General features: G+C 63.9%; 21 protein-coding genes, 1 tRNA gene and 2 pseudogenes. 18 read left to right on the forward strand and 6 right to left on the reverse strand.

Features of this window, described 5'->3' with window-relative positions:
* Positions 1–107: 107 nt before the first annotated feature.
* From P6U29_RS18105 to P6U29_RS18150, 10 genes and pseudogenes are all read left to right on the forward strand, one after another.
* Complete coding sequence (locus P6U29_RS18105; protein WP_407118804.1) at positions 108–3,599, forward strand: indolepyruvate ferredoxin oxidoreductase family protein; 3,492 nt, start codon at positions 108–110, stop codon at positions 3,597–3,599.
* A 182-nt stretch (positions 3,600–3,781) separates the two neighbouring features.
* Positions 3,782–6,034, forward strand: a complete 2,253-nt coding sequence (locus P6U29_RS18110; RefSeq protein WP_407118805.1) for an IS1182 family transposase — start codon at positions 3,782–3,784, stop codon at positions 6,032–6,034.
* On the forward strand, positions 6,031–7,188 hold the full coding sequence (locus P6U29_RS18115; RefSeq protein ID WP_407118806.1) for a thiolase domain-containing protein: 1,158 nt from the start codon (positions 6,031–6,033) through the stop codon (positions 7,186–7,188). Before P6U29_RS18110 ends, P6U29_RS18115 begins: the two co-directional genes overlap by 4 nt.
* Positions 7,188–7,577, forward strand: a complete 390-nt coding sequence (locus P6U29_RS18120; protein WP_407118807.1) for a Zn-ribbon domain-containing OB-fold protein — start codon at positions 7,188–7,190, stop codon at positions 7,575–7,577. The genes P6U29_RS18115 and P6U29_RS18120 overlap by 1 nt, the downstream gene beginning before the upstream one ends.
* Before the next feature lie 204 nt (positions 7,578–7,781).
* Entirely contained in the window at positions 7,782–8,642 is an 861-nt protein-coding gene (locus P6U29_RS18125) for a MaoC/PaaZ C-terminal domain-containing protein (RefSeq protein ID WP_407118808.1), read from the forward strand.
* 160 nt (positions 8,643–8,802) lie between these two features.
* The gene (locus tag P6U29_RS18130) at positions 8,803–9,681 is read left to right on the forward strand and encodes an SDR family oxidoreductase (RefSeq protein WP_407118809.1); all 879 of its coding nucleotides are present in this window, start codon (positions 8,803–8,805) and stop codon (positions 9,679–9,681) included.
* A gap of 67 nt (positions 9,682–9,748) precedes the next feature.
* Positions 9,749–10,702: a dihydrodipicolinate synthase family protein gene (locus P6U29_RS18135; protein ID WP_407118810.1), complete on the forward strand. Its 954-nt coding sequence runs from the start codon at positions 9,749–9,751 to the stop codon at positions 10,700–10,702.
* 4 nt (positions 10,703–10,706) lie between these two features.
* Positions 10,707–11,504, forward strand: a complete 798-nt coding sequence (locus P6U29_RS18140) for an NUDIX hydrolase (protein ID WP_407118811.1) — start codon at positions 10,707–10,709, stop codon at positions 11,502–11,504.
* 48 nt (positions 11,505–11,552) lie between these two features.
* Positions 11,553–12,143, forward strand: a pseudogene (locus tag P6U29_RS18145) (DMT family transporter); the annotation flags it as partial.
* Positions 12,144–12,266: 123 nt separating this feature from the next.
* Complete coding sequence (locus P6U29_RS18150) at positions 12,267–14,954, forward strand: PAS domain S-box protein (RefSeq protein WP_407118812.1); 2,688 nt, start codon at positions 12,267–12,269, stop codon at positions 14,952–14,954.
* Here P6U29_RS18150 and P6U29_RS18155 read toward each other — a convergent pair whose 3' ends face one another.
* Positions 14,955–15,308: a GrlR family regulatory protein gene (locus tag P6U29_RS18155; protein WP_407119350.1), complete on the reverse strand. Its 354-nt coding sequence runs from the start codon at positions 15,306–15,308 to the stop codon at positions 14,955–14,957.
* 260 nt (positions 15,309–15,568) lie between these two features.
* Between P6U29_RS18155 and P6U29_RS18160 the strand changes: the two are divergent.
* Positions 15,569–16,067 (forward strand): annotated as a pseudogene (locus tag P6U29_RS18160) (hypothetical protein).
* Between the two features lie 52 nt (positions 16,068–16,119).
* Here the strand turns inward: P6U29_RS18160 and P6U29_RS18165 are convergent.
* On the reverse strand, positions 16,120–16,506 hold the full coding sequence (locus P6U29_RS18165) for a VOC family protein (RefSeq protein WP_407118813.1): 387 nt from the start codon (positions 16,504–16,506) through the stop codon (positions 16,120–16,122).
* A gap of 179 nt (positions 16,507–16,685) precedes the next feature.
* Between P6U29_RS18165 and P6U29_RS18170 the strand changes: the two genes are divergently transcribed.
* The 3 genes from P6U29_RS18170 to P6U29_RS18180 all read left to right on the forward strand — a co-directional run bounded on the left by P6U29_RS18170 (position 16,686) and on the right by P6U29_RS18180 (position 18,165).
* Complete coding sequence (locus P6U29_RS18170; protein ID WP_407118814.1) at positions 16,686–17,258, forward strand: hypothetical protein; 573 nt, start codon at positions 16,686–16,688, stop codon at positions 17,256–17,258.
* 161 nt (positions 17,259–17,419) lie between these two features.
* Positions 17,420–17,938 carry a hypothetical protein gene (locus P6U29_RS18175; protein WP_407118815.1) on the forward strand — a complete coding sequence of 173 codons (519 nt, stop codon included), beginning with the start codon at positions 17,420–17,422 and terminating at the stop codon, positions 17,936–17,938.
* A 150-nt stretch (positions 17,939–18,088) separates the two neighbouring features.
* Positions 18,089–18,165, forward strand: a tRNA-Arg gene (locus P6U29_RS18180).
* A gap of 264 nt (positions 18,166–18,429) precedes the next feature.
* Here P6U29_RS18180 and P6U29_RS18185 read toward each other — a convergent pair.
* The 4 genes from P6U29_RS18185 to P6U29_RS18200 form a co-directional block, all read right to left on the reverse strand.
* The gene (locus tag P6U29_RS18185; RefSeq protein ID WP_407115981.1) at positions 18,430–19,635 is read right to left on the reverse strand and encodes an IS481 family transposase; all 1,206 of its coding nucleotides are present in this window, start codon (positions 19,633–19,635) and stop codon (positions 18,430–18,432) included.
* A 142-nt stretch (positions 19,636–19,777) separates the two neighbouring features.
* The gene (locus P6U29_RS18190; protein WP_407118816.1) at positions 19,778–20,740 is read right to left on the reverse strand and encodes a helix-turn-helix domain-containing protein; all 963 of its coding nucleotides are present in this window, start codon (positions 20,738–20,740) and stop codon (positions 19,778–19,780) included.
* 367 nt (positions 20,741–21,107) lie between these two features.
* Positions 21,108–21,380 (reverse strand): hypothetical protein, encoded by a 273-nt coding sequence (locus P6U29_RS18195; protein ID WP_407118817.1) that lies wholly within the window; start codon positions 21,378–21,380, stop codon positions 21,108–21,110.
* A gap of 423 nt (positions 21,381–21,803) precedes the next feature.
* A complete protein-coding gene (locus P6U29_RS18200) occupies positions 21,804–22,067 on the reverse strand; it encodes a hypothetical protein (protein ID WP_407118818.1) in 264 nt (87 codons plus the stop codon).
* Positions 22,068–22,368: 301 nt separating this feature from the next.
* On the opposite strand from P6U29_RS18200, the gene P6U29_RS18205 reads away from it, so the two are divergent.
* From P6U29_RS18205 to P6U29_RS18220, 4 genes are all read left to right on the forward strand, one after another.
* A complete protein-coding gene (locus tag P6U29_RS18205; protein ID WP_407118819.1) occupies positions 22,369–22,815 on the forward strand; it encodes a hypothetical protein in 447 nt (148 codons plus the stop codon).
* Between the two features lie 97 nt (positions 22,816–22,912).
* Positions 22,913–23,785, forward strand: coding sequence for a DMT family transporter (locus P6U29_RS18210; RefSeq protein ID WP_407118820.1), 873 nt, complete (start codon positions 22,913–22,915; stop codon positions 23,783–23,785).
* Between the two features lie 91 nt (positions 23,786–23,876).
* Complete coding sequence (locus P6U29_RS18215) at positions 23,877–24,623, forward strand: hypothetical protein (protein WP_407118821.1); 747 nt, start codon at positions 23,877–23,879, stop codon at positions 24,621–24,623.
* Positions 24,624–24,915: 292 nt separating this feature from the next.
* Complete coding sequence (locus tag P6U29_RS18220) at positions 24,916–26,646, forward strand: Cache 3/Cache 2 fusion domain-containing protein (protein ID WP_407118822.1); 1,731 nt, start codon at positions 24,916–24,918, stop codon at positions 26,644–26,646.
* The last annotated feature ends 92 nt before the right edge of the window (positions 26,647–26,738 follow it).

Genomic DNA, 26,738 nt, shown 5'->3' on the forward strand with positions numbered 1-26,738 from the left:
AGAGTGGCGGAGGTGGTCGGCACGCCCTAGCTAAAAACAACGGGGATGCAACGGCTTGAGCGACGCTAAGTGACAAAGACCTGAACAGGGCGGTTAAAGAGGACAGCATGGGCATCAACCAGGGTCCGATCAGTCTCGATCAAAAATACACCCAGCAGACCGGACACGTCTTCACCACGGGCATCCAGGCCCTGGTGCGCCTGCCGATGGCCCAGATCCGGCGCGACCGCGCCAATGGCCTCAACACCGCCGGCTTCATCTCCGGGTATCGCGGCTCGCCGCTCGGCGGCTACGACCAGCAACTCTTCGCCGCCCGCAAGCATCTCGAGCAGTACAACATCAAGTTCCAGCCCGGCGTGAACGAGGATCTCGCCGCAACCGCCGTCTGGGGCTCGCAGCAGCTCAACCTCTCGCCGGGCGCCAAGTATGACGGCGTGGTCGGCATCTGGTACGGCAAGGGCCCTGGCGTCGACCGTTGCGGTGACGTGTTCCGCCACGGCAATGCCGCAGGCTCGGCCAAGAACGGCGGCGTGCTATGCCTTGCCGGCGACGATCACGGCGCGAAATCCTCCACCGTCCCGCATCAGTCCGACCATGCCTTCATCTCGGCGCTGATGCCCTATCTCTATCCCTCCAGCATCCACGAGATGATCGAGATGGGCCTGCTCGGCATCGCGATGTCGCGCTATTCCGGCTGCTGGGTCGGCATGAAGGTGATCACGGAGACGGTGGAGACCACCGCCGAGATCGACCTCACCGACGAGATGAAGCCCTTCATCATCCCCACCGATTTCGAGCTGCCGCCCGGCGGCCTCAATCTGCGCTGGCCCGACGACCGCTTCGAGCAGGACCGCCGCCTGCAGGACTACAAGGGCTTTGCCGCGATCGCCTTTGCCCGCGCCAACAAGGTCAACCGCGTCACCATGGACTCGCCGAACGCGCGTTTCGGCATTATGGCATCCGGCAAGAGCTACGAGGACGTGCGGCAGGCGCTGCGCGAGCTCGGGATCAGCGAGGAGGTCGCCGCCAAGATCGGCCTGCGCCTCTACAAGATCGGCATGCCCTGGCCGCTGGAACCGGAAGGCGTGCGCCAGTTCGCCGTCGGCTTAGAGGAGATCTTCATCGTCGAGGAACGGCGCGAGATCGTCGAGAATCAGGTCAAGCAGGAGCTGTTCAACTGGCGCGACGACGTCCGCCCGCGCATCGTCGGCAAGATGGACGAGCACGACAAGCGTTTCCTGACCTTCGCCGCCGAGCTCAGCGTCGCCTCGCTTGCGACCTCGCTCACCGAGCGACTTCTTAGACTTAATCTCAATCCTGAAATTGCGGAGATGCTCCGCGCCAAGGCCGACTGGTTCAATGGCCGTCAGGCCACGCAAATGCAGGCGGTCGCACCCGTCTCCCGCACTCCTTATTTCTGCTCCGGCTGCCCCCACAACACCTCGACGAAAGTTCCTGAAGGCAGCCGCGCGCTCGCCGGCATCGGCTGTCACTTCATGGCGCTGTGGATGGACCGCTCGACCGAGACCTTCACCCATATGGGCGGCGAGGGCGTGCCCTGGGTCGGCATCGCACCCTTCACCAACGAGAACCACATCTTCGCCAACCTCGGCGACGGCACCTATTTCCACTCGGGTATTCTCGCCATCCGCCAGGCAATCGCCTCCAAGGCGAATATCACCTACAAGATCCTTTACAACGATGCCGTCGCCATGACCGGCGGCCAGCGCCACGACGGCGATCTCTCGCCACAGCAGATCACCCAGCAGCTTTACGCTGAAGGCATCCGCGAGCTCTATTTGGTCTCGGAAAATCCCGACGCCTACCCGGCCGATACTATCGCGCCCGGCGTGAAGAAGTATCACCGCGACGAGCTCGACAACGTCATGAAGATGTGCCGCGAGTTCAAGGGCACCTCAGCGATCGTGTTCGTGCAGACCTGTGCCGCCGAGAAGCGCCGTCGCCGCAAACGCGGTCTGATGGAGGATCCGGCACGCCGCGTCATGATCAACCCCGCGGTCTGCGAAGGTTGCGGCGATTGCTCGGTGCAGTCGAACTGCATCTCGGTCGAGCCGCTGGAGACCGAGTTCGGCCGTAAGCGCGCCATCAACCAGTCGTCCTGCAACAAGGACTATTCCTGTCTGAAAGGATTCTGCCCGTCCTTCGTCACCATCGACGGCGGCGCGCCGCGCCACCGCGCGCCGGCCGAACTCGCTGAGATCGGCGAGCTGCCCGAGCCGGCATCGCGCCCGACGCTCGACAAGCCCTATAACATCGCCGTCGGCGGCGTCGGCGGCACCGGCGTGCTCACCATTGGCGCGCTGCTCGGCATGGCCGCGCATATCGAGGGCAAGGCCTCGATGATCCTCGACATGTCGGGCCTGGCGCAAAAGGGCGGGGCGGTGCTCAGCCATGTCCGCCTATCGGATCATCCGGCGGAAGTGACGTGCTCGCGCATCGTCACCGGCACGGCCGATCTCGTGCTCGCCGCGGACGAAGTGGTCGCGGTCGCCAAGGACACGATCACGCTCTGCGACACCAGCCGCACCCGTGGCATCATGAACAGCCACGTCATTCCGACCGCCGACTTCATCCTCAACCGCGACTTCAACTTCCAGACGCGCAAGCTGAACGGGCTGCTCGAAACCGCGCTGCACAAGGATTCGGTGTTCTTCGATTTCACCAAGCCGGCCGAGCAGCTGCTCGGCGATGCCATCGCCACCAACATGATGATGATGGGCTATGCCTATCAGAAGGGCTTGCTGCCGCTGTCCGCGGAAGCGATCGAGCAGGCGATCGAGGTCAACGGCGTCTCGATCAAGATGAACAAGGAAGCCTTCCGCCTCGGCCGTCTCGCGGTCGCCGATCCCAAGCGCCTCGCCGACATGCTGAAGGGTACGGACGAGGTAGCCGCGCCGAAGACGCTGGATGCGATGACGCTCGACGAGGTCATCGAGCACCGCGCCAAGCATCTGACTGCCTACCAGAACACCCGTCTCGCCAAGCGCTATCGCAAGCTGGTCGATCAGGTCCGCGACGCCGCCACGCAGGGCGGTTACGGCGATGCGCTGCCGCGCGCGGTCGCGGTGAACTACGCCAAGCTGCTGGCCTACAAGGACGAGTACGAAGTCGCGCGCCTGTTCAGCGACGGCGCCTTCGAGCAGCAGCTCCGCGACCAGTTCGAGGGCGACTTCAAGTTCAACTTCAATCTCGCCTCGCCGATCCTCAGCAGTGGCGTCGACGCGCTTGGCCGTCCGAAGAAGCGCGCCTTCGGCCCGTGGATGCTGAACGTCTTCCGCGTGCTGCCAAAGTTCAAATTCCTGCGCGGCACGCCGTTCGACATCTTCGGCCGCAGCGCCGATCGCAAGCTCGAGCGCGACCTGATCGCCGGCTACGAGAAGGACGTCGCCACCGTGCTCGGCCTGTTGTCGCCGGTCACGATCGACACCGCGGTGGAATTGCTGTCGCTGCCCGACCGCATCCGCGGCTACGGCCCGGTGAAGGAGAAGGCCGTGAACGACGCCAAGGCCCGCTACGCCCAGCTCGCCGCGGATTTGGCCAACCCGCCGCCGGCACCAAGGCAGATCGCTGCGGAGTAGGGCGGTCCACGATCTCGTAGGGTGGGCAAAGGCGCAAAGCGCCGTGCCCACCATCTCACCAGTTTGCATCAGAAGACGTGGGCACGCTTCGCTTTGCCCACCCTACGACACCACCCATTGCGTTGCCCGTCGAGACTGAGCAAGAACTCGGCATTTTGGTGAGTTGATGTACGATTCTGTTCATGACGAATCGCACATTCAAGACCGGCGAGAACCGCGACCAGGCCAGCCTGCTTCCTGCTCGGATTGAGGACTATGTCGGACCGGACAACCCCGTCCGGGCGATTGAGAGCTTCGTTCGTGTCCTCGACCTTGCCAAGCTCGGCTTTCGCCATGCGGATCGCAAGGCTGAAGAGGTCGGCCAGCCGCCATACGATCCAGCCGATCTGCTGAAGCTCTACCTTTACGGCTACATCAACCAAATCAGGTCGTCGCGTCGGTTGGAGCGGGAGGCCGGCCGCAATCTGGAACTGATCTGGCTGCTGAAGAATCTGAAGCCGGGTTATCGGACGATCGGCAATTTCCGCAAAGAGAACTGGGCGGCGCTGAAGGCAGCCAACCGCAGCTTCGTGCTGCTGATGCGCGAGCTTGGTCTTGTCGGCGGCAGCGTTGTTGCAATTGACGGCTCGTTCTTCCATGGCGACGCCAGCAAGGCCAGCATCTTTACGCGCAAACGGCTTGCCGATCAGATCATCAAGCTGGACCAAGAGATCGAGGCTTACGGCAAGTGCCTTGAGGACAATGATGCCGCGGAAGCCAAGAAGCCGGGCAAGGATGGCCCCGATGGCGGCGGCGGAGGTGGCGGCGACATCGGTGCGAAGATCGCGGCGCTGCTGGCGAAGCGCTTGCGCGCACAAGGCGACCTTGCTCGGCTGGAAGAGAATGGCGCGACGCAGCTATCCCTGACTGATCCGGATGCCCGGCTTCTGGTCAAGAGCGGCCAGGGCGTCGCAGGCTACAATGTGCAGACCGCCGTCGATGACAAGCACAAGCTCATTGTCGCCAGCGAGGTGGTGAACGACAGCAGCGATGTCGGCCAGCTACATGCGATGGCCATGGCGGCAAAAGAGGCTCTCGAGGTCGGGGCCCTGCAGGCGCTGGCAGATGAGGGCTATTACAGCAGTCGCGAACTGAAGGCCTGTGAAGACGATGGCATCACGCCCTATGTGCCGGTGCCGGAGGGCAACGCCCGGCTCGAGAAGCAAGGCCGCTTTGCCCTCAAGGACTTCAACTATGATGGCGCAACCGACACCTACCGTTGTCCTGCCGGCCAACCGCTACATCCGATGAAGAGCAGGCAAAAGAACACCAGCGGCCGCATCGAGATCCGCTATGCGGCGCGCGGAGCGATCTGCAGGACCTGCCCGCTCAAGGTCCAGTGTCTCTCGTCGAACGCGGCCTACCGGACGATCGGTCGCTGGGAGCATGAAGGCGTTCTTGAACGTCATCGCGCGCGGATGCAGGGTGCAGGCGAGCTGATGCGCCGTCGTTTTGCCATCGTCGAGCATCCGTTTGGCACGCTCAAATGCCGCGCCGGCTATCGTCATTTCCTGGTCCGCGGCTTCGATAAGGTCCGCGGTGAGTGGAACCTGATGGCGCTCTGCTACAACTTTACCCGCGTGCTCAACATTCTTGGCTTAGACGTGTTTCTGGCCGCCCTCGCAAAGACGCTCGCTCCTGGCCGAGGCACCCTCGCAGCCCTCCTGCAGGGCATCCAGCTTGCTCCAGAGGCCTTCTGGATCAATCACCCGCCTCCGATCGCAATCGGTCGCCCACACCGGCCTGACTCCGCCAAAACGAGTATTCTTGCTCAGTCTCGTCGGGCAAAACACCCAGGCCGTGGGTCAACCCACCTCCACATAAATATTCCACTTTACCGAAATTCGGAATTGTCGTATCTCTCCGCCACCTCATCCCAGTCAGAGGGGCGTATCGCGATCGTCACGAAACGCGGGGTGAGTGGCGGTGGACGCGGGCTGCGTCGCACGCGTGATTGTCTCGCGTGCACGACGGGCGCGGCCTCGCATACGGCAAAATCGTGTGGTCCTGACGCCCGGGGTCTGTGCGTCAAGTCTTGCGATCGCTCGCAAGGCGACGGGGGCAATAGTGCATCGCTCCCCGCTCGGGCGGAACATGCCGCGAGGATGCGGAAGTGTGTCTGCAACGCAAGCTCTCGTGCCCCGGACGCCGCGCAGCACGAAGCGATGCGCTGCAGAGCCGGGGCCCAGGTCGCAACGAGTGCGCGGCTGCATGGGTCCCGGCTCTGCGCAGCAACGCCAAAGCGTTGCAGCGCGTCCGGGACACGAGAGCGCCATCCCACTTGTGCCGACCCGCTGCTCTCTCGCGCGACGGAATATTTCCGCGCTTGCCAATCCGCCCATCGCGGTTCAGAAAAACGGGGCAATAAGAAACGCGAGCGGAGATCTCTGTTTTGACTATCAAGGGCAAGGCCTACATTGCCGGGATTTACGAACACCCGACCCGGCATGCGCCGGACAAATCCACCGCCCAGCTCCATGGCGAGGTCGCCAAGGGCGCGATCGAGGATGCCGGGATCAGCAAGGACGATGTCGACGGCTATTTCTGCGCGGGCGATGCCCCGGGCGGCGCCTGGCCGATGGTCGATTATCTCGGCCTCAACACCAAGAAGCTCCGTCACGTCGATTCCACCGAGACCGGCGGCTGTTCCTATATCATCCATCTCGGCCACGCCGCCGAGGCGATCGCGGCGGGCAAGTGCTCGATCGCGCTTGTTACGCTCGCCGGCAAGCCGCGCACGGGGGTGATGCCGCCGCGCGCGGCCGGCGCCGAGGTCGATTTCGAATCCGCTTACGGGGCGACCACGCACAATGCCTACGGCATGTGTGCCATGCGCCACATGCACGACTATGGCACCACCAGCGAACAGCTCGCCTGGATCAAGGTCGCAGCCTCCCATCACGCGCAGTACAATCCGCATGCGATGCTCAAGGACGTCGTCACTGTCGAGGACGTGCTGAACTCGCCGATGATCTCCGATCCCCTGCATCGGATGGATTGCTGCGTCGTCTCGGACGGCGGTGGCGCGCTGATCGTGACCACGCCGGAGATCGCGAAGAGCCTGAAGAAGCCATTGGTCAGGTTGATCGGTCATGGCGAAGCCATGAAGGGCCCGCGCGGCGGCAAGGATCTCGACCTCACGTACTCCGCCGGCGTCTGGTCCGGCCCGCGCGCCTTCGAGGAAGCCGGCATCACGCCGAAGGACATCAAATACGCCTCGATCTACGACAGCTTCACCATCACGGTGCTGATGCAACTCGAGGATCTCGGCTTCTGCAAGAAGGGCGAGGGCGGCAAGTTCGTCGCCGACGGCAATCTGATCTCGGGTGTCGGCAAGCTGCCGTTCAACACCGACGGCGGCGGCCTCTGCAGCAACCATCCCGTCAACCGCGGCGGTATGACCAAGATCATCGAAGCCGTACGCCAGCTGCGCGGCGAAGCGCATCCGAAGGTGCAGGTCAAGAATTGCGATCTCGCCATCGCCCACGGCACCGGCGGCCTTCTGGGTGTCCGCCATGCCGCCTCGACGGCCATTCTGGAGCGCGTGTGATGAGCGAAGCTAAGAAGTATCCGGCACCGGTGACCAATCCCGAGACCGCCGCGTTCTGGGATGCGGCGAAAGAGGGCAAGCTCATGATCAAGCGCTGCACCGCGTGCGGCGAAGCGCATTACTTCCCGCGCTCGATCTGCCCGTTCTGCTACTCCGACAAGACGGTGTGGGAGCAGGCATCGGGCGAGGGCACGATCTACACCTACAGCCTGATGCGGAAATCGCCCACCGGCCCTTACGCCATCGGCTACGTCACGCTGAAAGAGGGGCCGTCGGTGCAGACCAATTTCGTCGACTGCGATCTGGAGAAGCTCAGAATCGGCCAGAAGGTGAAGGTGGTGTTCAAGCCGACCGACGGCGCCCCGCTGCCGTTCTTCACGCCGGCTTGATTACTTTCTTCCTTCTCCCCTTGTGGGAGAAGGTGGCGCGAAGCGCCGGATGAGGGGTATCGCTCCACAGAGAGACTCTCAATGCGGATGCAACCCCTCACCCGATCGAGTTTGCCGCGCGGTCCTCGCAGCCCTCTCCCACAAGGGGAGAGGCACATTAACTGGCGGCGCCGCGTGCAAAGCATTTGTGGAGGAAACCAGAAAATGTCCGCCAGATACGAAGAGCTCAAAGCCCTCAATAACATCGGCCAGAAATACGCCTACACCGACCGCGAGGTCATGCTCTACGCCTACGGCATCGGCCTTGGCGCCGATCCCATGGACGAGAAGGAGCTCGCTTTCGTCAACGAGGGCACGCTGACGCCGCGGCCGCTGAAGGTGGTGCCGACATTCGCGTCCGTCGCCGCCTGGGGTTCGGGCCCTGGTGAGATGAACCTCAATCGCGTCATGGTGGTGGACGGCGAGCGCGATATCACCTTCCACCAGCCGCTGCCGGTCGCCGCCAACATCACCGCCGATTCGTCCGTGCTCGAGGTCTACGACAAAGGCAAGGACAAGGGCGTCGTCATCAGCCACCAGACCGTGCTGAAGAACGAGAAGGGCGAGAAGCTCGCAACGCTCGTTGCTTCGCGCTTCGCGCGCGGCGACGGCGGCTTCGGTGGCCCGAACCTGACCCAGCCCGATCCGCACAAGATCCCCTCGCGTTCGCCCGACAAGACCATCGACATCACGACGCGTCCCGATCAGGCGCTGGTCTACCGCCTCTGTGGTGATCGCAATCCGCTGCACTCCGATCCGGAGTTTGCGAAGAAGGCAGGCTTCCCGCGCCCGATCCTGCACGGCATGTGCACCTACGGCATCACCTGCCGCGGCGTGCTCCAGACCTATGCCGACTACGACGCAAGCGCCTTCCGTCAGCACGTCGCGCGGTTCTCCTCGCCGGTCTATCCCGGCGAGACCGTGACCATGGACCTCTGGAAGGACGGCAACGTGATCTCGTTCGAAGCCAAGGTGAAGTCGCGCGGCGTCACCGTGATCAAGAACGGCAAGACGGTGCTGGGTTAGGCGGGTCGCGTGCCCCGGACGCAGTGCAGCGCGTTAGCGGTGCGCTGCAGAGCCGGGGCCCAGAGTGAGATCAAGAAAGAACCGGGTCCCGGCTCTGCGATGCAGCGTTTCACGCCGCATCGCGTCCGGGACACAACAACAAAAACAGGGAGAGGCCACCATGGGACTACTCGACGGCAAGGTTGCGCTGATCACCGGCGCGGGCGGGGGGCTCGGTGAGGCCTACGCAAAGCTGTTCGCGCGGGAAGGGGCCTCGGTCGTCGTTAACGACCTCGGCGGGCCCCGTGACGGCTCCGGCGCCGACAAGTCCATGGCGCAGCAGGTTGTGGACGCGATCAAGGCCGAAGGCGGCAAAGCGGTTGCCAACGGCGCCGACATCTCCACCATGGAGGGCGGCCAGTCGGTGTTCGACGACGCCATCAAGCACTTTGGCCGCGCCGACATCCTGGTCAACAATGCCGGCATTCTGCGCGATCAAACCTTCGCAAAAGCCTCCGAGGCCGACTGGGACAAGGTCATCAAGGTCCATCTGAAGGGGACCTTTTGTTGCACCTTGCCGGTGTTTCGCTGGATGCGGGAAAATGGCGGCGGTGTCATCGTCAACACCTCCTCGACATCAGGGCTGATCGGCAATTTCGGCCAGACCAATTACGGCGCGGCCAAGGGCGGCATCTGGGGCCTGTCCAACGTGCTGGCGATCGAGGGCCGCAAGTACAACATCCGGATCTGGACGCTGGCCCCGGGCGCGCTGACCCGCATGACCGCAGACCTGCCCCGCTATAAGGAGAACCCGGGAGCGGCGCTGGGGCCGGACGGCATCGCGCCGGCCGTGCTATACATGGTCAGCGATTTGTCGCGCGACCAGACCGGCAAGGTGCTGGGCGTGTCCGGGCCCCGCGGCGTGCGCGAGATGCGGATGATGGAAATGGAAGGCTGGAAGCCGCCGCACTCGGGCTGGAAGGCCCAGGACCTCGTCGATCACGCCAAGGAGATCTTCTTCTCCGAGGAGCAGATCAAGATGGCGGCGCGGCGGTTCTGATTCAGTGTCGTTCCGGGGCACGCGTAGCGTGAACCCGGAATGACGAACAAAAGAGGACAAAGGACTTATGAAACTCACCGCCGACGCCAAGGGCACCTTCGCAATCGCGCCGACGCCGTTCCACGATGATGGCCGGATCGACGAGCGCTCGATCGACCGCCTGACCGATTTCTACGAGGAGGTCGGCTGCGATGGCGTCACGGTGCTCGGCATCATGGGTGAGGCCCCCAAGCTCGATGCCGCCGAGGCCGAGCAGGTGGCGGTGCGCTTCGTCAAGCGCGCCAAGAAGATGCAGGTGATCGTCGGCGTCTCCGCGCCGGGCTTTGCCACCATGCGTTCGCTGGCGAAGGCCTCGATGGATGCCGGCGCGGCCGGCGTGATGATCGCGCCGCCGCCCTCACTTCGCACCGACGATCAGATCGTCGGCTATTTCAAACAGGCGGCCGAGGCAATCGGCCCCGACGTGCCCTGGGTGCTCCAGGACTATCCGCTGACGCTGTCGGTGGTGTTCACGCCTGCCGTGATCCGCAAGATCGTCACGGACAATCCGAACTGCGTGATGCTCAAGCACGAGGATTGGCCGGGTCTGGAGAAGATCTCGGCGCTCCGCAATTTCCAGAAGGACGGCTCGCTTCGCCCGCTCTCGATCCTCTGCGGCAATGGCGGCCTATTCCTGGATTTCGAGATGGAGCGCGGCGCCGACGGCGCCATGACTGGTTACGCCTTCCCCGAGCTTCTGATCGACGTCGTGCGCCTGTCGAAGCAAGGCAAGCGCGATGCTGCGCATGATCTGTTCGACGCGCACCTGCCGCTGATCCGCTACGAGCAGCAGCCCGGCGCCGGCCTTGCTGTGCGCAAATACGTGCTGCAGAAGCGCGGCGTCATCGCCTCCAGCGCCCAGCGCAAGCCCGGCGCGACCATCACGGCGGCGGCAAAGGCCGAGGTCGAGTACCTGCTGTCGCGCGTTGCCTGTGTCGACAAGCGGGCCAATCTCGGCCCGCAATCCAGCGCCGCAGGTTAGTTGAATGGCCGAGACATCAGCATCACGCCCGGCATCGACGATCCTCCTGCTGCGCGACGGCGCAGCACAGGAAATCGAGGTCTTCATGATGGTTCGCCATCATCAGATCGAGTTCAACTCGGGCGCGCTGGTGTTTCCCGGCGGCAGCGTCGATGCCGGCGACAAGGAGATCGTCGCCCGCGCGGACCTCTATTCGGGTGGCGAAGGATTGAGCGAAGCGGACCGCGGCTTTCGGATCGCCGCGATCCGCGAGACCTTCGAGGAGAGCGGCATTTTGCTGGCGCGGTCGAAGGACACAGGCGCGCCGGTCGATGCCAAGCGCGCCGGCGAGATCGCCGATGCGCATCGCGTTGCGCTCAACGAGCACAAGGTCAGCTTCCTCAGCATGCTCGCCGACAATGGCCTCCAGCTCGCGCTGGACACGCTCGTGCCTTACGCCCACTGGATCACGCCGGAGGGCATGCCCAAACGCTTCGACACTTGGTTTTTCCTAGCCGCCGCACCGCCCGACCAGCTCGGCGCGCATGACGGGCGGGAGTCCACCGATTCGATCTGGGTCTCGCCGCGCGAGGCGGTGGAGGGCGGCGAGAGCGGCCGCTTCAAGCTGCCGTTCCCGACCACGCGCAATTTGATCCGGCTCGCCAAGCAGCCAAACGTGAGTGAAGCGCTGGAGCACGCCCGCGGCCTGGCGATCGTCACCGTGATGCCGGTCATGACCAAGACCGAAACCGGCCGTCAACTCCGCATCCCCCGCGAGGCCGGCTATGACGGCGAGGTGTTCGAGGTCGGCGCGGTCGGCTAGGACACTTCGACGCTGGGCGAAGTATTGAGGACCGTACGGCGCTAGACCGGACCGATCTTCACCTTCCTGCTCACGGCTATTGTCACCCGTCACGAGGCGACGACCCCGCGAAAACTGTTCGGCGTGGTCGCCGGCATGGCCGCCATCCTGCTGATCGTCGGCGTCGATGGCTTTCATGACATTGGCAGCGGCCTCGTCGCCGAGGCCGCCATCGTCGCCGCGACCGTCTGCTATGCCTGCGCCGCGATCTTCGGCCGCAGTTTCAAAGGCCTCGATCCCATGGGGCCGGCGGCCGGCTCGTTGCTGGCGGGGGCAGCGGTCCCGATCCCGGCCTCGCTGGTCGTCGAGCAACCTTGGACCTTGTCGCCTTCGCTGAGCTCCGTGCTGGCACTGTCGGCGCTCGCGGTGTTCTCGACCGCGGCAGCGTTCGCGATCTACTTCCGCCTGATCCAGACCCTGGGCTCGGTCGGCACCACCGCGCAGGCCTATTTGCGGGTGCCGATCGGGGTCGCCATTAGCGTCGCCTTCCTTGGCGAGACCTTGAGTCGGACCGCCTGGACCGGCTTGGCCTGCGTCGTCCTCGGCGTCGCCGCCCTGACCATCCCGGTCCGCCGGGCAGCCAGCGTCAAACTGTCGTAAGGCGGAGGCTGAAAAGGGCGGCGGCCCCCAATATTAAGGATATTCCGCGTCCCGAGGCATGTTCCCCCCGGGCGGCAATACGTCGTATATTGGGTCTCCAGCAGCCCGGTCCTCAAACCACCAATGTCCGCCGAATTGACGCCGCCCCCTGAGAAAAGGCGAACATTCTCGCTCTCCATCGGTCAGCTCACCTTCGGCAGCTTTCTGTTGGTGCTGGCGGTGATCATCGTCACCTCGGCCGCGAGCGTGATCGCGATCCGCCACATCGACACGACCTTCGCCGAGTTGCAGCGCCTGCAGAGCGTCGGCGACCTCGCCGAGGACATCGACCGCCGCATGAACGAGCTGCGGCTCGCCGCGCGCGACTTCGTCACCGACCCCGGCGCCGGCATCCAGTTCCAGCAGGTGGGCGAGGCGGCCTCGACGCTCAGTGACATCCTGAAGAAGACCCGCATCGAGCTCGCGCCCGAGCAGCAGGACATGATCGACGGGGTCACCGAGCGGCTTGCGACCTACCGCAATGGCCTCGAGCGGATCTCGACCCTGATCGACCGCCGCGCCCAGCTGCTCGCCGGCTTGCCGCCGCTGCGCGAGCAGTTCGACGCGGCGGTCTCCGGCACCGCCGACCGTGCGCTGGCCTCGCGCCTGTCGGAGGCGCAGAGCCGGATCGCGCTCGGGCTGCTCGCGCGTAACCCGTCGGCCGCCGAGCAGGCCGCGCAGGGCATGCGCGCGATGGATATCACCGATCCCAAGCTCAAGGTGGCGGTGAATGATTATGCCGAAGCGATCATGGCGGTCGCCGTCCGCGAGCGTCAGATCGCCGACATCGACCGCGAGGTGCTCGGCACCGAGGGCCGGCTGATCGGTCGCGTCACCGAATTGCTGCGCGAGGTCAGCTCCCGGCGCGGCCATGTGCTGTCGCGCGACTTTGCCCGGACCCTCACCGAGGCGCGATGGCAGAGCATCGTGCTCGGTACGGTCGGCGTGCTGATTGGCATCGGTGCTGCGTTGTTCGTGGTGCGCAGGACGGTGCGTCCGCTCGCCCAGATCGCGCGATCCATTCGCGCGCTTGCGGCCGGACGGAAAGACACCTCGATTCCGTCTGCCGACCTCGACAACGAGATCGGCGACATTGCGCGGGCAGCCGAAGTGTTCCGCCGCGCGCTGGAGGAGGCCGACACGGCGCGCGAGGCGGCGGTGCGCGCGCTCACCGAGCAGCGCCTCGCCGAGGAGAGCTATCGAAAACTGTTCGAAGGCTCGGTCGACGGCATCTATGTGACGACGCCGGCCGGTGACCTCCTCAACGCCAATCCGGCCCTGGCGCGGATGATGGGCTATGACAGTCCGCAGCACCTGATCGACAGCATCAACGACATCGCCCACACGATCTATGTCCATCCCGAGGCGCGCGCCGAATACCAGCGGCTGATGGCGCGCGACGGCATGGTGCGCGAGTTCGAGTATCAGGTGCGTCAGCGCAGCGGCAACATCCTCTGGCTCTCCGACAGCGCCACGGGCGTGCGCGACGAGCAGGGCAACATCGTCCGCTACGAGGGCACGCTGCGCGACATCACCGACCAGAAACGCGCGGAGGACGCCATCGCCGAGGGCCGGCGCCTGCTCCAGCAGGTCATCGACACCGTGCCCGCGGTGATCAACGTCAAGGACCGCAATCTGCGCTACGTGCTGATGAACCGCTACATGGCGGGCATCTTCGGCATCGAGCCCGGCGAGGCGCTCGGCCGCACCACGGCCGACCTGATGTCGCGCTATGGCGCAGCCAAGTCCGACGAAAGCGACAAGCGGGTGCTCAAGCTTCGAAAAGGTCTCGGCTTCTACGAGGAGGAGTACCAGGACGCCGCCGGCAACATGCGCCAATGGCTGGTTAACAAGCTGCCGCTGCTCGACGCCGAAGGCGAGATCGAGCGGATCGTGACCGTCGCGCTCGACATCGGCGAGCGCAAGCGCGGCGAGCAGGAGATGCGGAAGGCCAAGGAAGCCGCGGAGACCGCGTTGCGCAATCTGCGCGAGACCCAGGCCTCGCTGATCGAGGCGGAGAAGCTCGCCGCGCTTGGGCGCCTGGTCGCCGGTGTCGCCCACGAGGTCAATAATCCCGTCGGCATCAGCCTCACGGTCGCCTCCGCGCTGGAGCGCAAGACCGCGATGTTCACCGCCGAGGTCGAGCGCGGCGAGCTGCGCCGCTCCACGCTCAACGACTTCCTCAGCACCAGTCGCGACGCGTCGTCGCAGCTCGTCTCCAATCTCAACCGCGCCGCTGAGCTGATCCAGTCGTTCAAGCAGGTCGCCGCCGATCGCAATTATTCGGATCAGCGCACCTTCGATCTCGGCGACCTCACCGAGCAGGTGGTGATGAGCTTGCGGCCCGGCCTGCGCAAGCACAATCTGACGCTCAATGTCGAGTGCCAGCCGGACCTGACCATGAACAGCTATCCCGGCCCGTACGGCCAGGTGCTGACCAACCTGTTTCTCAATTCGGTGGCGCACGCCTTCCCGGACGGCCGGCCGGGGACCATCGAGATCCAAGTGCGCGAGTCCGGCAAAGACAATGTCGAGATCATCTTCTCTGACAATGGCTGCGGCATGTCGCTCGACGTCCGCCGCCGTGCCTTCGATCCGTTCTTCACGACCCGGCGCGACCAGGGCGGCACCGGCCTCGGGCTGCACATCGTCTACAGCATCGTTACGAACCGGCTCGGCGGGCGGCTTGATCTCGATTCCGAACCGGGCGGCGGCACCCGTATCCAGATCATCCTGCCGCGCGTGGCGCCGCTCGAGCAGGCTGCGGAATAGCTAATCGGCCTCTGAAAGCTTGTGCAGGGTGGCGCCGAAAATCAGGCTGGCCTTGCCAACCAGCGCCGTGCCCGTCATCTCCGCGCGCGTGTCTGTGTAGGTGCCACTGACGCCGATGCCGACCGGGGCAGGGCCGCCGAACAGCGGATTGTCGTCGCCTCGAGGCGACGTGTGCCGTTGCACCAGCACCTCGCCTTTGAAGGTGTTCTTGTCCTTCACCGTGTAGTTGCCGGTGTAATAGAGGTAGGCATCGCCGCCAAGGATCTTGCCGTCCCGGAAGAGAATCACACCGCTGCCCTTGCCGACTCGACCATCGAGCAGGGTCACGTGAATTGAATAGAGGCCGTTCTTCATAACGTCCCACAGGCCGGCCGCCATCGCCCAATGGCTTCACCGGTCCGCTTTTATGCCAAAGCCGATCCCCTCGCGCAACGCGGCAGTTTGCCGGCTGGTTGCGAGAGCCTGCAGCGGCAAGCCGTAGTTGTCCGGGCTTGTGTGTGAGGTCGTCATGGCGCTCCGATGGTGAAGCGGAGGCGACCGTTACGAATCAGGGTTGGCCCGCGAAATGCATAACCATTGTTGCACTGGCCGCGGGGTGCTGGAGCAAGACGAACGTGACCAACTGGATCGATTCCGGCGGCGATGAGCCGTGTCTGTACAGTGCGCGTCACACGAATTGCAAAAGCGAGCAATGGCGAATTGGCAGTGCGATACGCCGGCGACACTTGACAAGGCTGGCGTCCACCTTGGCCTTGATGGCGCTCGCAGCCCCCTTTGGGCACGCGCGCGACCGCGGGCAGTTCGTCCACACCAATGCCGAATTGAAGGCATGGTTCGACAGTCTGCGCAGCGGCAAGGGGCCTTGCTGCTCCGATGCCGACGGCTCGGCGCTCCAGGACGCCGACTGGGACAGCAAAGGACGGGCACTATCGCGTCCGCATCCCGCGCTATGGCTACGCGCTCGATGGTCAGCAGCAGGAGCTCGTCTGGGTCGATGTGCCCGAGGAGGCCGTGATCTCCGAGCCGAACCGGGTGGGGCGCACCATGGTCTGGCCGATCTACGGCTACATGGGCGTCACCATCCGCTGCTTTATGCCCGGCAGCATGACTTAGCCCCCAGGGCTCACGTCGCCCCGGTGGCTGAGACGGCCCACGCCGCGTCACGTCAGGTGTATTTCTTGTCGCGCTCGAGCAGCTCGATAGAGATCCCTTCGGGGCCACGGATGAAGCAGATGCGCACGCCCGGCCGGATGGTCGTCGGTTCGCGCGTGAATGTGACGCCCTTGGCCTTGATCTCGGCGGCGACTGCGTCGATGTCCTTCACCGTCAGACCAAAATGGTCGAGACCCTGATGCGGATGTGGAGGTGGCGGGTTGACGGTATCATCGCCATCCAGCGATGCGATGAAGATCCTGGCGCCACCGAGGTTCACCTCGAGCCGGCCTGGCGCGCGCACGATTTCGCCGCCGAGGATGTCCCGCAGCCAGGCCGCCGTGGTCTCCGGATCGGGGCTGCGCAGATGGACGTGATCCCAAGTAACGGCGAATGGCATTTCGTATTCTCCCAGCCGGGTCGTTCGATGTTGCGGCGCATGTTAGTGGCGGCGGCCGGTGGTCGCTACGGCCTTGCCGACTCGCATGAGCGCGGGAACCTTAATTCGTCTGCCGGATTAAGGTAAGCAGTGACCGAGTCCGGCGTTGACGGTGCTCGGCCGCGATCGGTGATGTAACCATGATTGCCAGGCTCGACCGGATCGGATTGGGGCGCTTCGCCGGGGCCGGCGAACGACTGGCGCGAGCCATAACGATCGCGAGCGTCTCGATCGGCCGTAGCCTTCTGTGGCTGCTGGCGGCAATCATCGTCGGCTGCGGCATCTGGATGCTCCTGCCTCTTTCCAAAGGCAACAGTGCTGAGCCGGCGAGGCCGGAGCTGGCGGCTGTTGAGACGGCTCCCGTAGGCGATGCGTCCGCAGTGGCGTCGCCGGCGTCCGAAGCTCAGGTGCCGGTCGGAGTAGAACTCGGTCGTCTCAGGATTTCATCGCAGACCTGGCGCCGCGGCGGCCTTGGCTCCAAAGCCCTGGTGACGTTCACGCTGCGAAACGACAATGACTATGCCGTAAAGGATGTCGAGATCGTCTGCGCCTTTGCGCGGCGCGATGGCAGTCATCTTACCGACCGCAGCCGCGTGCTGGCCGATCCGGTCAGCATGAAGAGCCGCAAGACATTTGTGCATATCCCTGTCGGCTTCGTTAACGTGAATGCCGATCAGGCAAAATGTTCGCTGGTTGCAGCACGTCGCGCTTAAAGGCGGCGTGTTCCGGTAGCGGAAAAGTTACCCTCTTGGTCCTTGGCGAAAAAACCACGCATCGCCATTTGAACCGAACGGCTGGGCCAGGAACCAATTGAAAGATCGCCTGTTGAGGCGGAGAGAGCCCACGCGGGGATGCGGGGGGCGGAGCGCGGCCGATGCCCATCTTTAGGTATTTCATTTTTGTCGGTGGAGCCCTGCTCGGACTGCTGTTCGTGGCGGATTTCGTTTTCCCGGCGGCGCCCGTGGCGCAAGCCGTCGCGACCGCAAGCAACGACCAGCCTCTGATCCGAATCCGGTCCAACCGTCATCTGCCTGAGCGCGTCGTGCTCGACACCAGCCAGCCGACGATTGCCGCACCCGCGGTGAAGACCGCCGCTGTTGCGGCTGCGCCCCAGCCGCCGGTACAGGGTCTTTCGCCGGCTTTCGCCGAGATGTCGGCCAAGACGCGGGTGCGGGAGACTTTCGCCCAGTTCACGCCGGCGCCGAGGGCCGAGACCGCCGCCGCCAGGAAATCCGAGGCCACTCAGCCTCAGGTTTCTCAGGCTCAAGCTTCTCCGGTGCACGCTCAGCCCAGGCGCAAGATCGTCAGGGCGCGTCCGGCGCCGCAGCCCGGCCGTCCCATGATGATGGTCGCTCAGCAGCCGCATTTCGGCCTCTTCAACACGACCTGGTGACGGCGTCTTCGACCCGCCTCGATGGAGGCGGGAAGGGCTTTTTATTGGCCGGCCTCTCTGCTAATTCGAACCGATCCGAACGCCGTCCGGTGTGCTGGTTCGTCGCCAGCGCCGGTCGGGCGAATCTCGGTGGCCCGTTGCCGGGCCAGGGCGCTCGTAGCTCAGCTGGATAGAGCATCGGATTTCGATTCCGAGGGTCGGAGGTTCGAATCCTTCCGAGCGCGCCAGTCCGCCGTTGTGTCCAGCCCGGACACATAGGTAACAGGTCGTACCTAAGACATGGGTGACAACCTCGTGCCGAACGGGTTGTCGAGGGGTTGCAGGGTCACTCACTCCAAGCATTCATGGCACAGCCGCATTGTTGCTCGGCACGCGCGTTCGCCGTCAACCCCGCGCGCCAAAGGCGCGCCCCTGCGGGCTGCGGGGGTTGACCGCTCAGCGCGGCCGAGCCAAGGGCTGCCGTGCCAAGAATGAGCAAGACTGCCTCTCGGTCAAAGCGAGGATGTCGTACCGGAGACATCGGTGACGGGCTTTGGGCCGAATGGGTTGTCGAGGGGCTGCAAGGTCTTTTGCTCCAGGTCGAAGTAGCCCAGATCGTAGTGCATGAAGCTGACGAGCCAAATGCCGTCGTCGACCTCCTTGATGCCGAGCTTTTGGCCGGCCAGCACGACGGAGATATTGATTTTCTTGCGGTGCAGGCAAAGGCGCCCACAGGATGTGATGACGACGTCTCGATCGTGGAAGGGATAGGTCAGTTCGGGCAGGCCATCGTAGCGGCGTGCTGAAGCTGTGTAGAGGTCTGCGGGACGCTTCATATCGAGAGCTTCGTGAGGGCGTTCCTCATTGAACTCGTGCCGGAAGCTATCAAAGCGATCCTGCTGCTGGAGGCTGTTGAACCCCGGCGGTCTGGTGGCTTCCCTTTTGAGCGTGAGATGCATGCGCTCATGACGGCCGTTCTGCTGCGGATGGCCTGGCTTAATGCGCTCGATCGCAATGCCGAGCCGGAGCCACCACACTGACAGCTTCGAGAGATTGAACAAAGCATTGGGACTGGCAAAGGGGACGCCATTGTCGGAGCGGATGGCAAACGGCAGGCCGCGCTCGCGGAACAGCTGCTCAAAGGCTGTGAGGGCAGCGTCTTCGCGCGTTGAGTCCAGCGCTTCGCAGAGCAGCAGAAAGCGCGAGGCATGGTCGGTAACGGTCAGTGGATAGCAGTATCGGCCATTGCCGAGCTTGAACTCACCCTTGAAGTCGGCGCACCACAGATCATTGGGGAGCGTGCCCTGCGACAGCGGCGTGCCGTGCGCATGGTGGCGCGGCCCGCTGCTGCGCTTGACCAGACCGTGGCGGTCGAGCACCGCATGAATGGTGCTTTTGGCGGGAACCCTGATGTCGCCATCGAGCCGGCGTACCAGCAGTTCGCGGATCTTGCGGGCGCCCCAGTGCGGCTTCTCGGCCTTGAGCTGGACAATCAGGGTCTCGACCTGTTGCGGGAGCTGATTGGCGTAGCGTATGGGCCGCCTGGAGCGGTCGCTCAACGCGCCAAGCCCTTGCTCCTTGTAGCGGTCGAAAATCTTATAGCCGGTCTTGCGGGAGATGCCGAACTCGCGACAGACCTCGGTCATGGCTTCCCCATCCAGAAGCCGGGCGACAAAGCGCAGGCGCTCTTCCATTACCGAACTCACTTTCCACGGCATCCACACCTCCCGCAGAACAAAAGCGGAAAGTGTAACCCATGTGTCCGGTACGTTCTGTCACCTATGTCTCGGGCCGCTCAGTTGTTCCAGATATGTTCCGAAACGGCGTTGACGCCTCTGTCGCGAGGGTCTGCGGCGTCAATCAGCCTGCCCGGACACCGCTTTGCCGGCCGCGTGCCAGCGTGTCGGACGGCGCCTCGTGGAAGGTCGCGCGGTAGGCTGCGGCGAATTCGCCGAGATGATGGAAGCCCTGGGCGCGTGCGCAGGTGGCAACGGTAACGCCGCCCTTGAGGAGGCGGGCGCGGGTCGCCCACAGCCTCTTCAGGCGAATGTACTGGTGCAGGCTCATGCCATGCACCTTGCTGACGGCGCCGCCGAGAGTCCGGATCGATACGTCAAACTCGCGGGCGAGATCGGCCGTATAGATCGGAGCCGTCGGATAGGTCGCGACGTAATCGTCGATGCGCTGCACGAGCTTGATCGCGCGCTCGCTCTGCACCGGGGCGCTCCGATCCGACATCAAATCGATCCGAAATAAATCGTCGAGCGCGAGCAGCAATCCTTCCTGAAGATGGGCTGCAACTTCGGTGGTTTCAAACAGGCGCGGTTGCGCTGATGCGGTGCGCAAGATGTCGAGCAGGAGTTGCCGCGTGTGGAGCAGGGCGGGCCGGTTCGCGACATGGGCCCGCAATTGGTCGGCGTGGTCGAACCAGCCCCGGTCTCTCAGCTCGGGAGAGAAGATGATCATGGCATGATGATTGGTCCGGGGCTCGACGAAATGGCACTCATCGTTGCCGCGGAGCGCAAGGAAGAAGCGGGCGTCGAGATCCACTCCCTTGAAATTGGCTTGAAGATCGTCGGTCATCGACAGGATCACCATCCCGCCCGGCATCCGATAGGTGGTGTCGAGGATGCGCGCGAACGATCTCATCACGATGATGCGGCACGCCGGCAGGGAGACGACGGCGCGGGCCGCCGCGAAGTTTGGGATGTCGAGCGGAATGCTTCTCGCATCCTCCATCGTCTCGACCGGCCAAAACGCATCGACGTCGGAAAAGCCGATCAGTTGAAGTGCGGAGGATGGAGCGAGGTTGTCGAACAACATGGTTCTGGCCGGCTGCCAAAATGAGACAATCAAATGAACGTCGATGCATCGCCATCAATGGCGAAACGTCGCCTTTCAGTAAACCGGATTCCGGGCCGTAGTATTGCGGACACCGCGTCATGACGTCCGCCGGATCAATGTCGCCCTCAACGTTCTCGGCTCATTGGTCCGCCGGAGGTGAGACCAATGAAATACTGTCCGCATGCAGGCGTGAAAGGACGTAAAGCTCCGTGCTTCGTTATTTCAGATGACAGTGTCGGCTGATTTCATCTTTGATCTAGATCAGATCTGAATGGCTCCAGGCCAGTGGCGCCGCGCAAGACGTGGCCTCGCAAAAGCGAAGGGGCCCAGAGGGCCCCTTCAAACGTCACCAGCGGCGATAGCCGTAATAGCCATAGCGCGGACCGTAATAGCGCGGCCCGTAATACCGCGGGCCGTAATATGGCCGCGGCCCATAATACCCATAGTAGTTCGGGCGCCACCAGCACCGCCCCCAGGCATTGCAGACCATGCGGACCTGCTCGATGCCGGAGATCTGCGGTGTCGCAGGTGCGGGCGCGATGGGCATGGCGGATGCCGCCGACGTTGCCGCTAGGGCGCCGAACAGGGACGCGGCGACGAGGCCAGTCTTGAAATTCATGATGTCTTCCTCCGCTTGCACGATGCAGAATATCGAAGTTGTTCTGCTCAAATTGTGGCGGAACCGAAATGTAATACTGATGAACAAACCTTCAGCGAGCTGGCGGGCCTTGATGGCAGCCCGCCAGCTGGCGTAGGCGCGCAGGGCCATGCCGCACCTTTAGACTTTGATCTTGCGCAGTTCGCAAGTTTGCCTTGGCTCTTGTTGTCGCCGACATGCAGCGGCGGTGTGCCTGCTGCCGGGCAAGGTGAGCTGCATGCGGATTTCCGAATCTCCACACCAGAGAGCAGCCCAACCCCTTGACCGCCGCGCAAGGCAGCGATGCGTCAGGCCGATCGCACCCAGCGGTCGGCGGGTCGCGCAGCTCGGTCGAGCAGACCGACAGGCATGACGGGGCCGAGCGCGCCTGCTTGCGGGATTGCCTCAGTAGCAGGGGTGCCGCCGGCCGTCCTGGCCGATATAGGCAGCCGCGCTGCGGTAGCAGTGGTTGGTCGACGGGCCGTCGTAATAGGCGAAGGTGCCGGGGGTGATGCCGGGTCCGTAATTGTGCAGATAGCTGATCGGGTAAGGCAGCGGGTTGGCGTAGGAGCGGTGGTACCGGTGATGTCCGCGCGCCTCCGCGAGGCCAGGTGCCAGCACTGCAGCCGTCAGGGCCGCAACCGCGGCTACAAGCGTCAACTTGCTCATCTCGATTCTCCGGAACCCGCTCGAATAAGTCGGCCATTTATAGCAATTTCGGGCAGTCAGGCATCGCTCCGAAGGCCCGAAATCATGACCAGTCCCGCAGATTTCCGGGGAGGTGTGACAGAATTGCCGGACATGCGGTCGAAAGCTGCCCATTTTTGGCCTTTTCGGGATGCTTAACGAATTCCCCACACAAGTATGACCAAAGACTATTCGGTTAAGAATCCAGCTGCCGGCCCCAGGGCTCATTTTGCGGGTCCTTCCAGGCCGGTCCATTCCTGAAGGCCGTCGCCGTCACCTCGCCATGCGCATCACGCTTCTGAGCCTGCTGTTGCTCTGCCTCGCCGCTGCCACGCCAGCACGCGCCGAGCTGCACATCACCCGCGACCATGGCGGCTATGTCGAGGAGTACAAGGCCAAGTACAAGCGCGTGCGCGAGAAGGGCGAGCGCGTCATCATCGACGGTATCTGCAATTCGGCCTGCACGCTCGTGCTCGGCATCGTGCCGATGAACAAGATCTGTGTGACGCCGCGCGCCAGCCTCGGCTTCCATCAGGCCTACTACGACAAAGCGTTCACCTTCGGCATCAAGGTCACCAGCGCCGAAGGCACCTCCGATCTCATGTCCTACTACCCCGACACGGTGAAGGACTGGATTCGTCGCAATGGCGGGCTCACCACCGACATGAAGAAGATCAAGAACGGCGTCGAGCTCTGGAAGATCGTCAATCCCTGTCCGGAAGAGTGGTGAGCGGCTGAGCTAGGCCGCTGTCGTCCGTCGCAGCGCAGCATCATCAGGACGAAATTCGCATTGCCGCATGACCGCCGGTGAGGCAATGAGGGCGGCAATGAACCATAATCAAGAAGCTCTGACCGCCCGCGCCGCGCCGATCCTGTTCGTGCTGCTCTGGAGCACCGGATTTATCGGCACCAAATACGTCGTCAACAACGCCGATCCCTTGACTTATCTCGCCATCCGCATGGCGATCGTGGTCGGCTTGATGGCGATCATCGCTGGCATCGCGCGGCCGAAATGGCCTGATCGCGCCGGCATTGCACACAGCGCGGTCGCGGGCATCCTGGTCCACGGCTTCTATCTCGGCGGCACCGCGATCGCGATCGCGCATTCTATTCCGGCCGGCCTTTCGGCGCTGATTCCGGGCCTGCAGCCGATCCTGACTTCGACCATCGCCAATCGGTGGCTCGGCGAGAAGGTGACGCCGGTGCAATGGGCTGGCCTCGTGCTCGGCCTCGGCGGCGTCGTGCTGATCCTGCACAACCGTCCGATGACCGGCGAGGCCGGGCTCGGCTGGCTCGCCTCGGTGGTCTCCCTGATCAGCATCACGCTCGGCACGCTCTACCAGCGCCGTTACTGCAATCACATCGACTGGCGCGCCGGCAATCTCGTGCAATACCTATCCGTCACCATCTTCTTCGCAATCGGCGCCTTCCTGTTCGAAGACCGCGTGGTGCACTGGACGCGGGAATTCGTGCTCGCGCTCGCTTGGCTCGCGGTGGCGCTCTCGATTGGATCGATCGGGCTGTTGTACTGGCTGATCCGCCACGCTGCGGCAACCTCGGTCGCGAGCCTTTTCTACCTGGTGCCGGCCGTGACGGCCCTGATGGCCTATCTGCTGTTCGGCGAAAAGCTCGACGCAATTGCCATTGTGGGCATGGCGCTGTGCGCCGCAGCGGTCTTTGTGGTCAATCGGCGCTCATAGCGCTTTTCAGCGCTCACAGCCCTGACGTGTGTTGACCGTTTCGTGCTAGGGTGGAGCATTCAACCCATTTCTTTTCAGCACGGTGATGTCCATGACGAAAGCACGGCGTGCACTGCTCGGCAGGTCTATGAAGCCGGTCCGGATTGCCTGCATCAACTATGCAGAGGAGATGATGAGCGACCGACTGATGGGAAGGCTCACGGCCGCGCTCCAGAAATGCTACGACGAGCATTTCCTCCCCGTGTGGGGCTATCCCATCGATCTCGACGTCACCCGCAAGCCGAAGCCGACGGACTGGCAGCTGGTCTATTTCGACGACGCCACCCACGAGAACTTCCTCGGGCGGCACGAGCTGACGCATCAGGGACAGCCGATCTCGAAGATATTCCTGAAGACGCTCGGCGAGGACGAGCCGGTCAGCCTCGCCGCATCGCACGAGCTGTTCGAGATGGTGCTCGACCCCATGGCCAATCTGTGGGCCGACAAGACCCGGCACACCCAATATGCCTACGAGGTTTGCGACGCCGTGGAGGAGGAGGCGTTCATCGTCAACGGCTTTCCGATGTCGAACTTCGTCTATCCGTCCTGGTTCGAGCCGTTCGAACATCCCCGCGGCACCAAGTTCGATCACATGGGGTCGCTGAAGGCGCCTTTCACGATGACCGAGGGCGGCTACGTGATCAAGAAGGTCAATGGCAAACGGGTGATCAAACAGTTCGGCTCACCGGAAAAGCGGAAGCGCTTCAACGCCGAGGATCGGCGCGGCCATCGCAGTGAATTCCGCGATCCCAAGGGCAAGCATCATCCGGGCCGGCGCGCAGCGAAGCGACGAGGGTAGGCGTCGCCGAAGCCGTCTCCAAGCGCGCCCGCACCCGGAGACGGCTCTGATGGTTGCGATCAGCACTTGGCCTTTTTGGCCTTCTTCGCGGCTGTCTCAGACGACTTCTTTGCGCAAGCTCGATCGGCGCCGCCTGCCAGGGTCTGGCGGATCGGCTTCGCAGGTAAGCCTGCAGGCGGGCGTCCTCATTTACGATTTGTAAAGCATGCCGCGTGCGGCGGTGCGAACGGTCGTTAATGCGGTCGTAAGCCGATTGCACGAATATGCAGAAATTACGGGGGTCATTCCATTCATGTCCAACCTTCCAACGGCGAAGTTTCTGCCGCAGTTCAAGCTCGGCACCAAGGCGGTCCTGTGCGCTGTGTTGCTGATCGCCATGAATACGGCGCTGGTGGTCGGCGTCGGTTATTGGTCGCTGACATCAGCCTTCAATGATCGCGCGCTCCGGGACATCGAGGTCAATCTGCGCACGCTGGCGCTGGCCTTTGCGGAGACCTTTCCGGACGCCAAGATCACGATTCGGGATGGCGCGGTCCAGCGCGCCGAGATTCCCAAGATGCCCGACCTCAAGGATCACGCCATCGTCGATCGTGCGGTGTCCTATGTCGGCGGCAATGCGACCCTGTTCATGTTCGACGCGGCGAGCGGGCAATTCGTGCGACGCTCGACCAACGTGAAGAAGGAAAACGGTGACCGCGCCGTCGGCACCCAGCTTGCCGCCGATCATCCGGGGCAGGCCCCGCTGCGCCGCGGCGAGGCCTATAAGGGGCCCGCGACGCTGTTCGGCAAGACGTTCATGACTGCCTATTTCCCGGTTCTGGACGCGACCGGCAAGGTCGCCGGCATTCTCTATGTCGGCATCCCGATGGCTCAGTTTGAGAGCATGCTGTCGCAGGCGATCGAGAGCATGGCCGCCGCTGCCGGGCTCGCCGCGCTTCTGGTGCTGGTCCTGACCCTGCTGGTCGTCCGCCGCGTTACCCGGCCGCTCACCTCGGTCACGCACTCGCTCACCGCGCTTGCCAACGGCCAGAGCGACGTCGCGATCGAATGCGAGGACCGCGCCGATGAGATCGGCGAGATCGCCCGCACGGTTGCGGTGTTCAGGAGCAATTCGCAGGAGCGGGCGCGCCTGCGCAGCGAACAGGCGGCGACAACGACTGCCGCGGCCGAGCAGCGCAAGGCGGAGCTGCACAGTTTCGTCGAGGAGTTCCGCGGCAGCGTCGGCGGCATTCTCGACAAGGTGCTGGCATCGTCGGGCGAGTTCGAGCGCGCCGCGCGACAGCTCACCGACGCCGCGCGCTCCACGGCCGATCTGTCGGCGCAGTCGGCGGGAGCCTCCGAAAGCGCCTCCGAGCACGTGCATTCGGCTGCGTCGGCCTCTGAGGAGCTGTCTCAATCGATCTCCGAGATCACCCGCCGGGTGCAGGAATCCAATGAGATCTCCGCCGAGGCGGTGCGCCAGGCCGAGGCGACCGACCAGCGCATCGCGCAGCTCTCGGAAGCGGGCGCGCGCATCGGCGACGTCGTCAAGCTGATCACCTCGATCGCCGAGCAGACCAATCTCCTGGCGCTGAACGCCACCATCGAGGCCGCGCGCGCGGGCGATGCCGGGCGCGGCTTCGCTGTGGTGGCTCAGGAGGTCAAGACGCTCGCCGGACAGACTGCGAAAGCGACCGACGAGATCTCGAGCCAGATCGAGAGCATGCAGCTCGCGACCGAAGAATCGGTCGCCGCCATCAAGGCGATCAGCCAGACCATCGAGCGCATCAGCGGTATCGCGGGCTCGATCTCGGCTGCGGTCGAGCAGCAGAAAAGCGCGACGCACAACATCGTCGCCAGCGTTCGCGCGGCCGTGTCGGGCACGGCCGATGTCGCCGTCAATGTCCGCCAAGCCGCGAAGGGCGCCAGCGAGACCGGCGAGACCTCGAGCCGGATGTTTGCTTCCGCCCAGGCGCTGTCGGGCGAGAGCCTGCATTTGAAGGCCGAAGTGGAGAGCTTCCTCGACCGCGTGCATGCGGCCTAATTCAGCGTCGTCATCCCGGGATGGTCCGAAGGACCAGACCCGGGATCTCGAGATTCCGGGTTCAGTCCTGCGGACCGCCCCGGAATGACAGT

Source organism: Bradyrhizobium sp. LMG 9283, assembly GCF_045571415.1.
In the GTDB taxonomy this organism is placed as follows: domain Bacteria; phylum Pseudomonadota; class Alphaproteobacteria; order Rhizobiales; family Xanthobacteraceae; genus Bradyrhizobium.

What these genes read in the sequence shown, in the direction of transcription:
- P6U29_RS18135 (WP_407118810.1), top strand. Translation starts at nt 9,749, where the DNA reads ATGAAACTCACCGCCGACGCCAAGGGCACCTTCGCAATCGCGCCGACG.
- P6U29_RS18125 (WP_407118808.1), top strand. Translation starts at nt 7,782, where the DNA reads ATGTCCGCCAGATACGAAGAGCTCAAAGCCCTCAATAACATCGGCCAG.
- P6U29_RS18120 (WP_407118807.1), top strand. Translation starts at nt 7,188, where the DNA reads ATGAGCGAAGCTAAGAAGTATCCGGCACCGGTGACCAATCCCGAGACC.
- P6U29_RS18140 (WP_407118811.1), top strand. Translation starts at nt 10,707, where the DNA reads ATGGCCGAGACATCAGCATCACGCCCGGCATCGACGATCCTCCTGCTG.
- P6U29_RS18170 (WP_407118814.1), top strand. Translation starts at nt 16,686, where the DNA reads ATGATTGCCAGGCTCGACCGGATCGGATTGGGGCGCTTCGCCGGGGCC.
- P6U29_RS18220 (WP_407118822.1), top strand. Translation starts at nt 24,916, where the DNA reads ATGTCCAACCTTCCAACGGCGAAGTTTCTGCCGCAGTTCAAGCTCGGC.
- P6U29_RS18215 (WP_407118821.1), top strand. Translation starts at nt 23,877, where the DNA reads ATGACGAAAGCACGGCGTGCACTGCTCGGCAGGTCTATGAAGCCGGTC.
- P6U29_RS18200 (WP_407118818.1), bottom strand. Translation starts at nt 22,067, where the DNA reads ATGAGCAAGTTGACGCTTGTAGCCGCGGTTGCGGCCCTGACGGCTGCA.
- P6U29_RS18175 (WP_407118815.1), top strand. Translation starts at nt 17,420, where the DNA reads ATGCCCATCTTTAGGTATTTCATTTTTGTCGGTGGAGCCCTGCTCGGA.
- P6U29_RS18155 (WP_407119350.1), bottom strand. Translation starts at nt 15,308, where the DNA reads ATGAAGAACGGCCTCTATTCAATTCACGTGACCCTGCTCGATGGTCGA.
- P6U29_RS18130 (WP_407118809.1), top strand. Translation starts at nt 8,803, where the DNA reads ATGGGACTACTCGACGGCAAGGTTGCGCTGATCACCGGCGCGGGCGGG.
- P6U29_RS18185 (WP_407115981.1), bottom strand. Translation starts at nt 19,635, where the DNA reads ATGCCGTGGAAAGTGAGTTCGGTAATGGAAGAGCGCCTGCGCTTTGTC.
- P6U29_RS18165 (WP_407118813.1), bottom strand. Translation starts at nt 16,506, where the DNA reads ATGCCATTCGCCGTTACTTGGGATCACGTCCATCTGCGCAGCCCCGAT.
- P6U29_RS18190 (WP_407118816.1), bottom strand. Translation starts at nt 20,740, where the DNA reads ATGTTGTTCGACAACCTCGCTCCATCCTCCGCACTTCAACTGATCGGC.
- P6U29_RS18205 (WP_407118819.1), top strand. Translation starts at nt 22,369, where the DNA reads ATGCGCATCACGCTTCTGAGCCTGCTGTTGCTCTGCCTCGCCGCTGCC.
- P6U29_RS18110 (WP_407118805.1), top strand. Translation starts at nt 3,782, where the DNA reads ATGACGAATCGCACATTCAAGACCGGCGAGAACCGCGACCAGGCCAGC.
- P6U29_RS18210 (WP_407118820.1), top strand. Translation starts at nt 22,913, where the DNA reads ATGAACCATAATCAAGAAGCTCTGACCGCCCGCGCCGCGCCGATCCTG.
- P6U29_RS18195 (WP_407118817.1), bottom strand. Translation starts at nt 21,380, where the DNA reads ATGAATTTCAAGACTGGCCTCGTCGCCGCGTCCCTGTTCGGCGCCCTA.
- P6U29_RS18150 (WP_407118812.1), top strand. Translation starts at nt 12,267, where the DNA reads ATGTCCGCCGAATTGACGCCGCCCCCTGAGAAAAGGCGAACATTCTCG.
- P6U29_RS18105 (WP_407118804.1), top strand. Translation starts at nt 108, where the DNA reads ATGGGCATCAACCAGGGTCCGATCAGTCTCGATCAAAAATACACCCAG.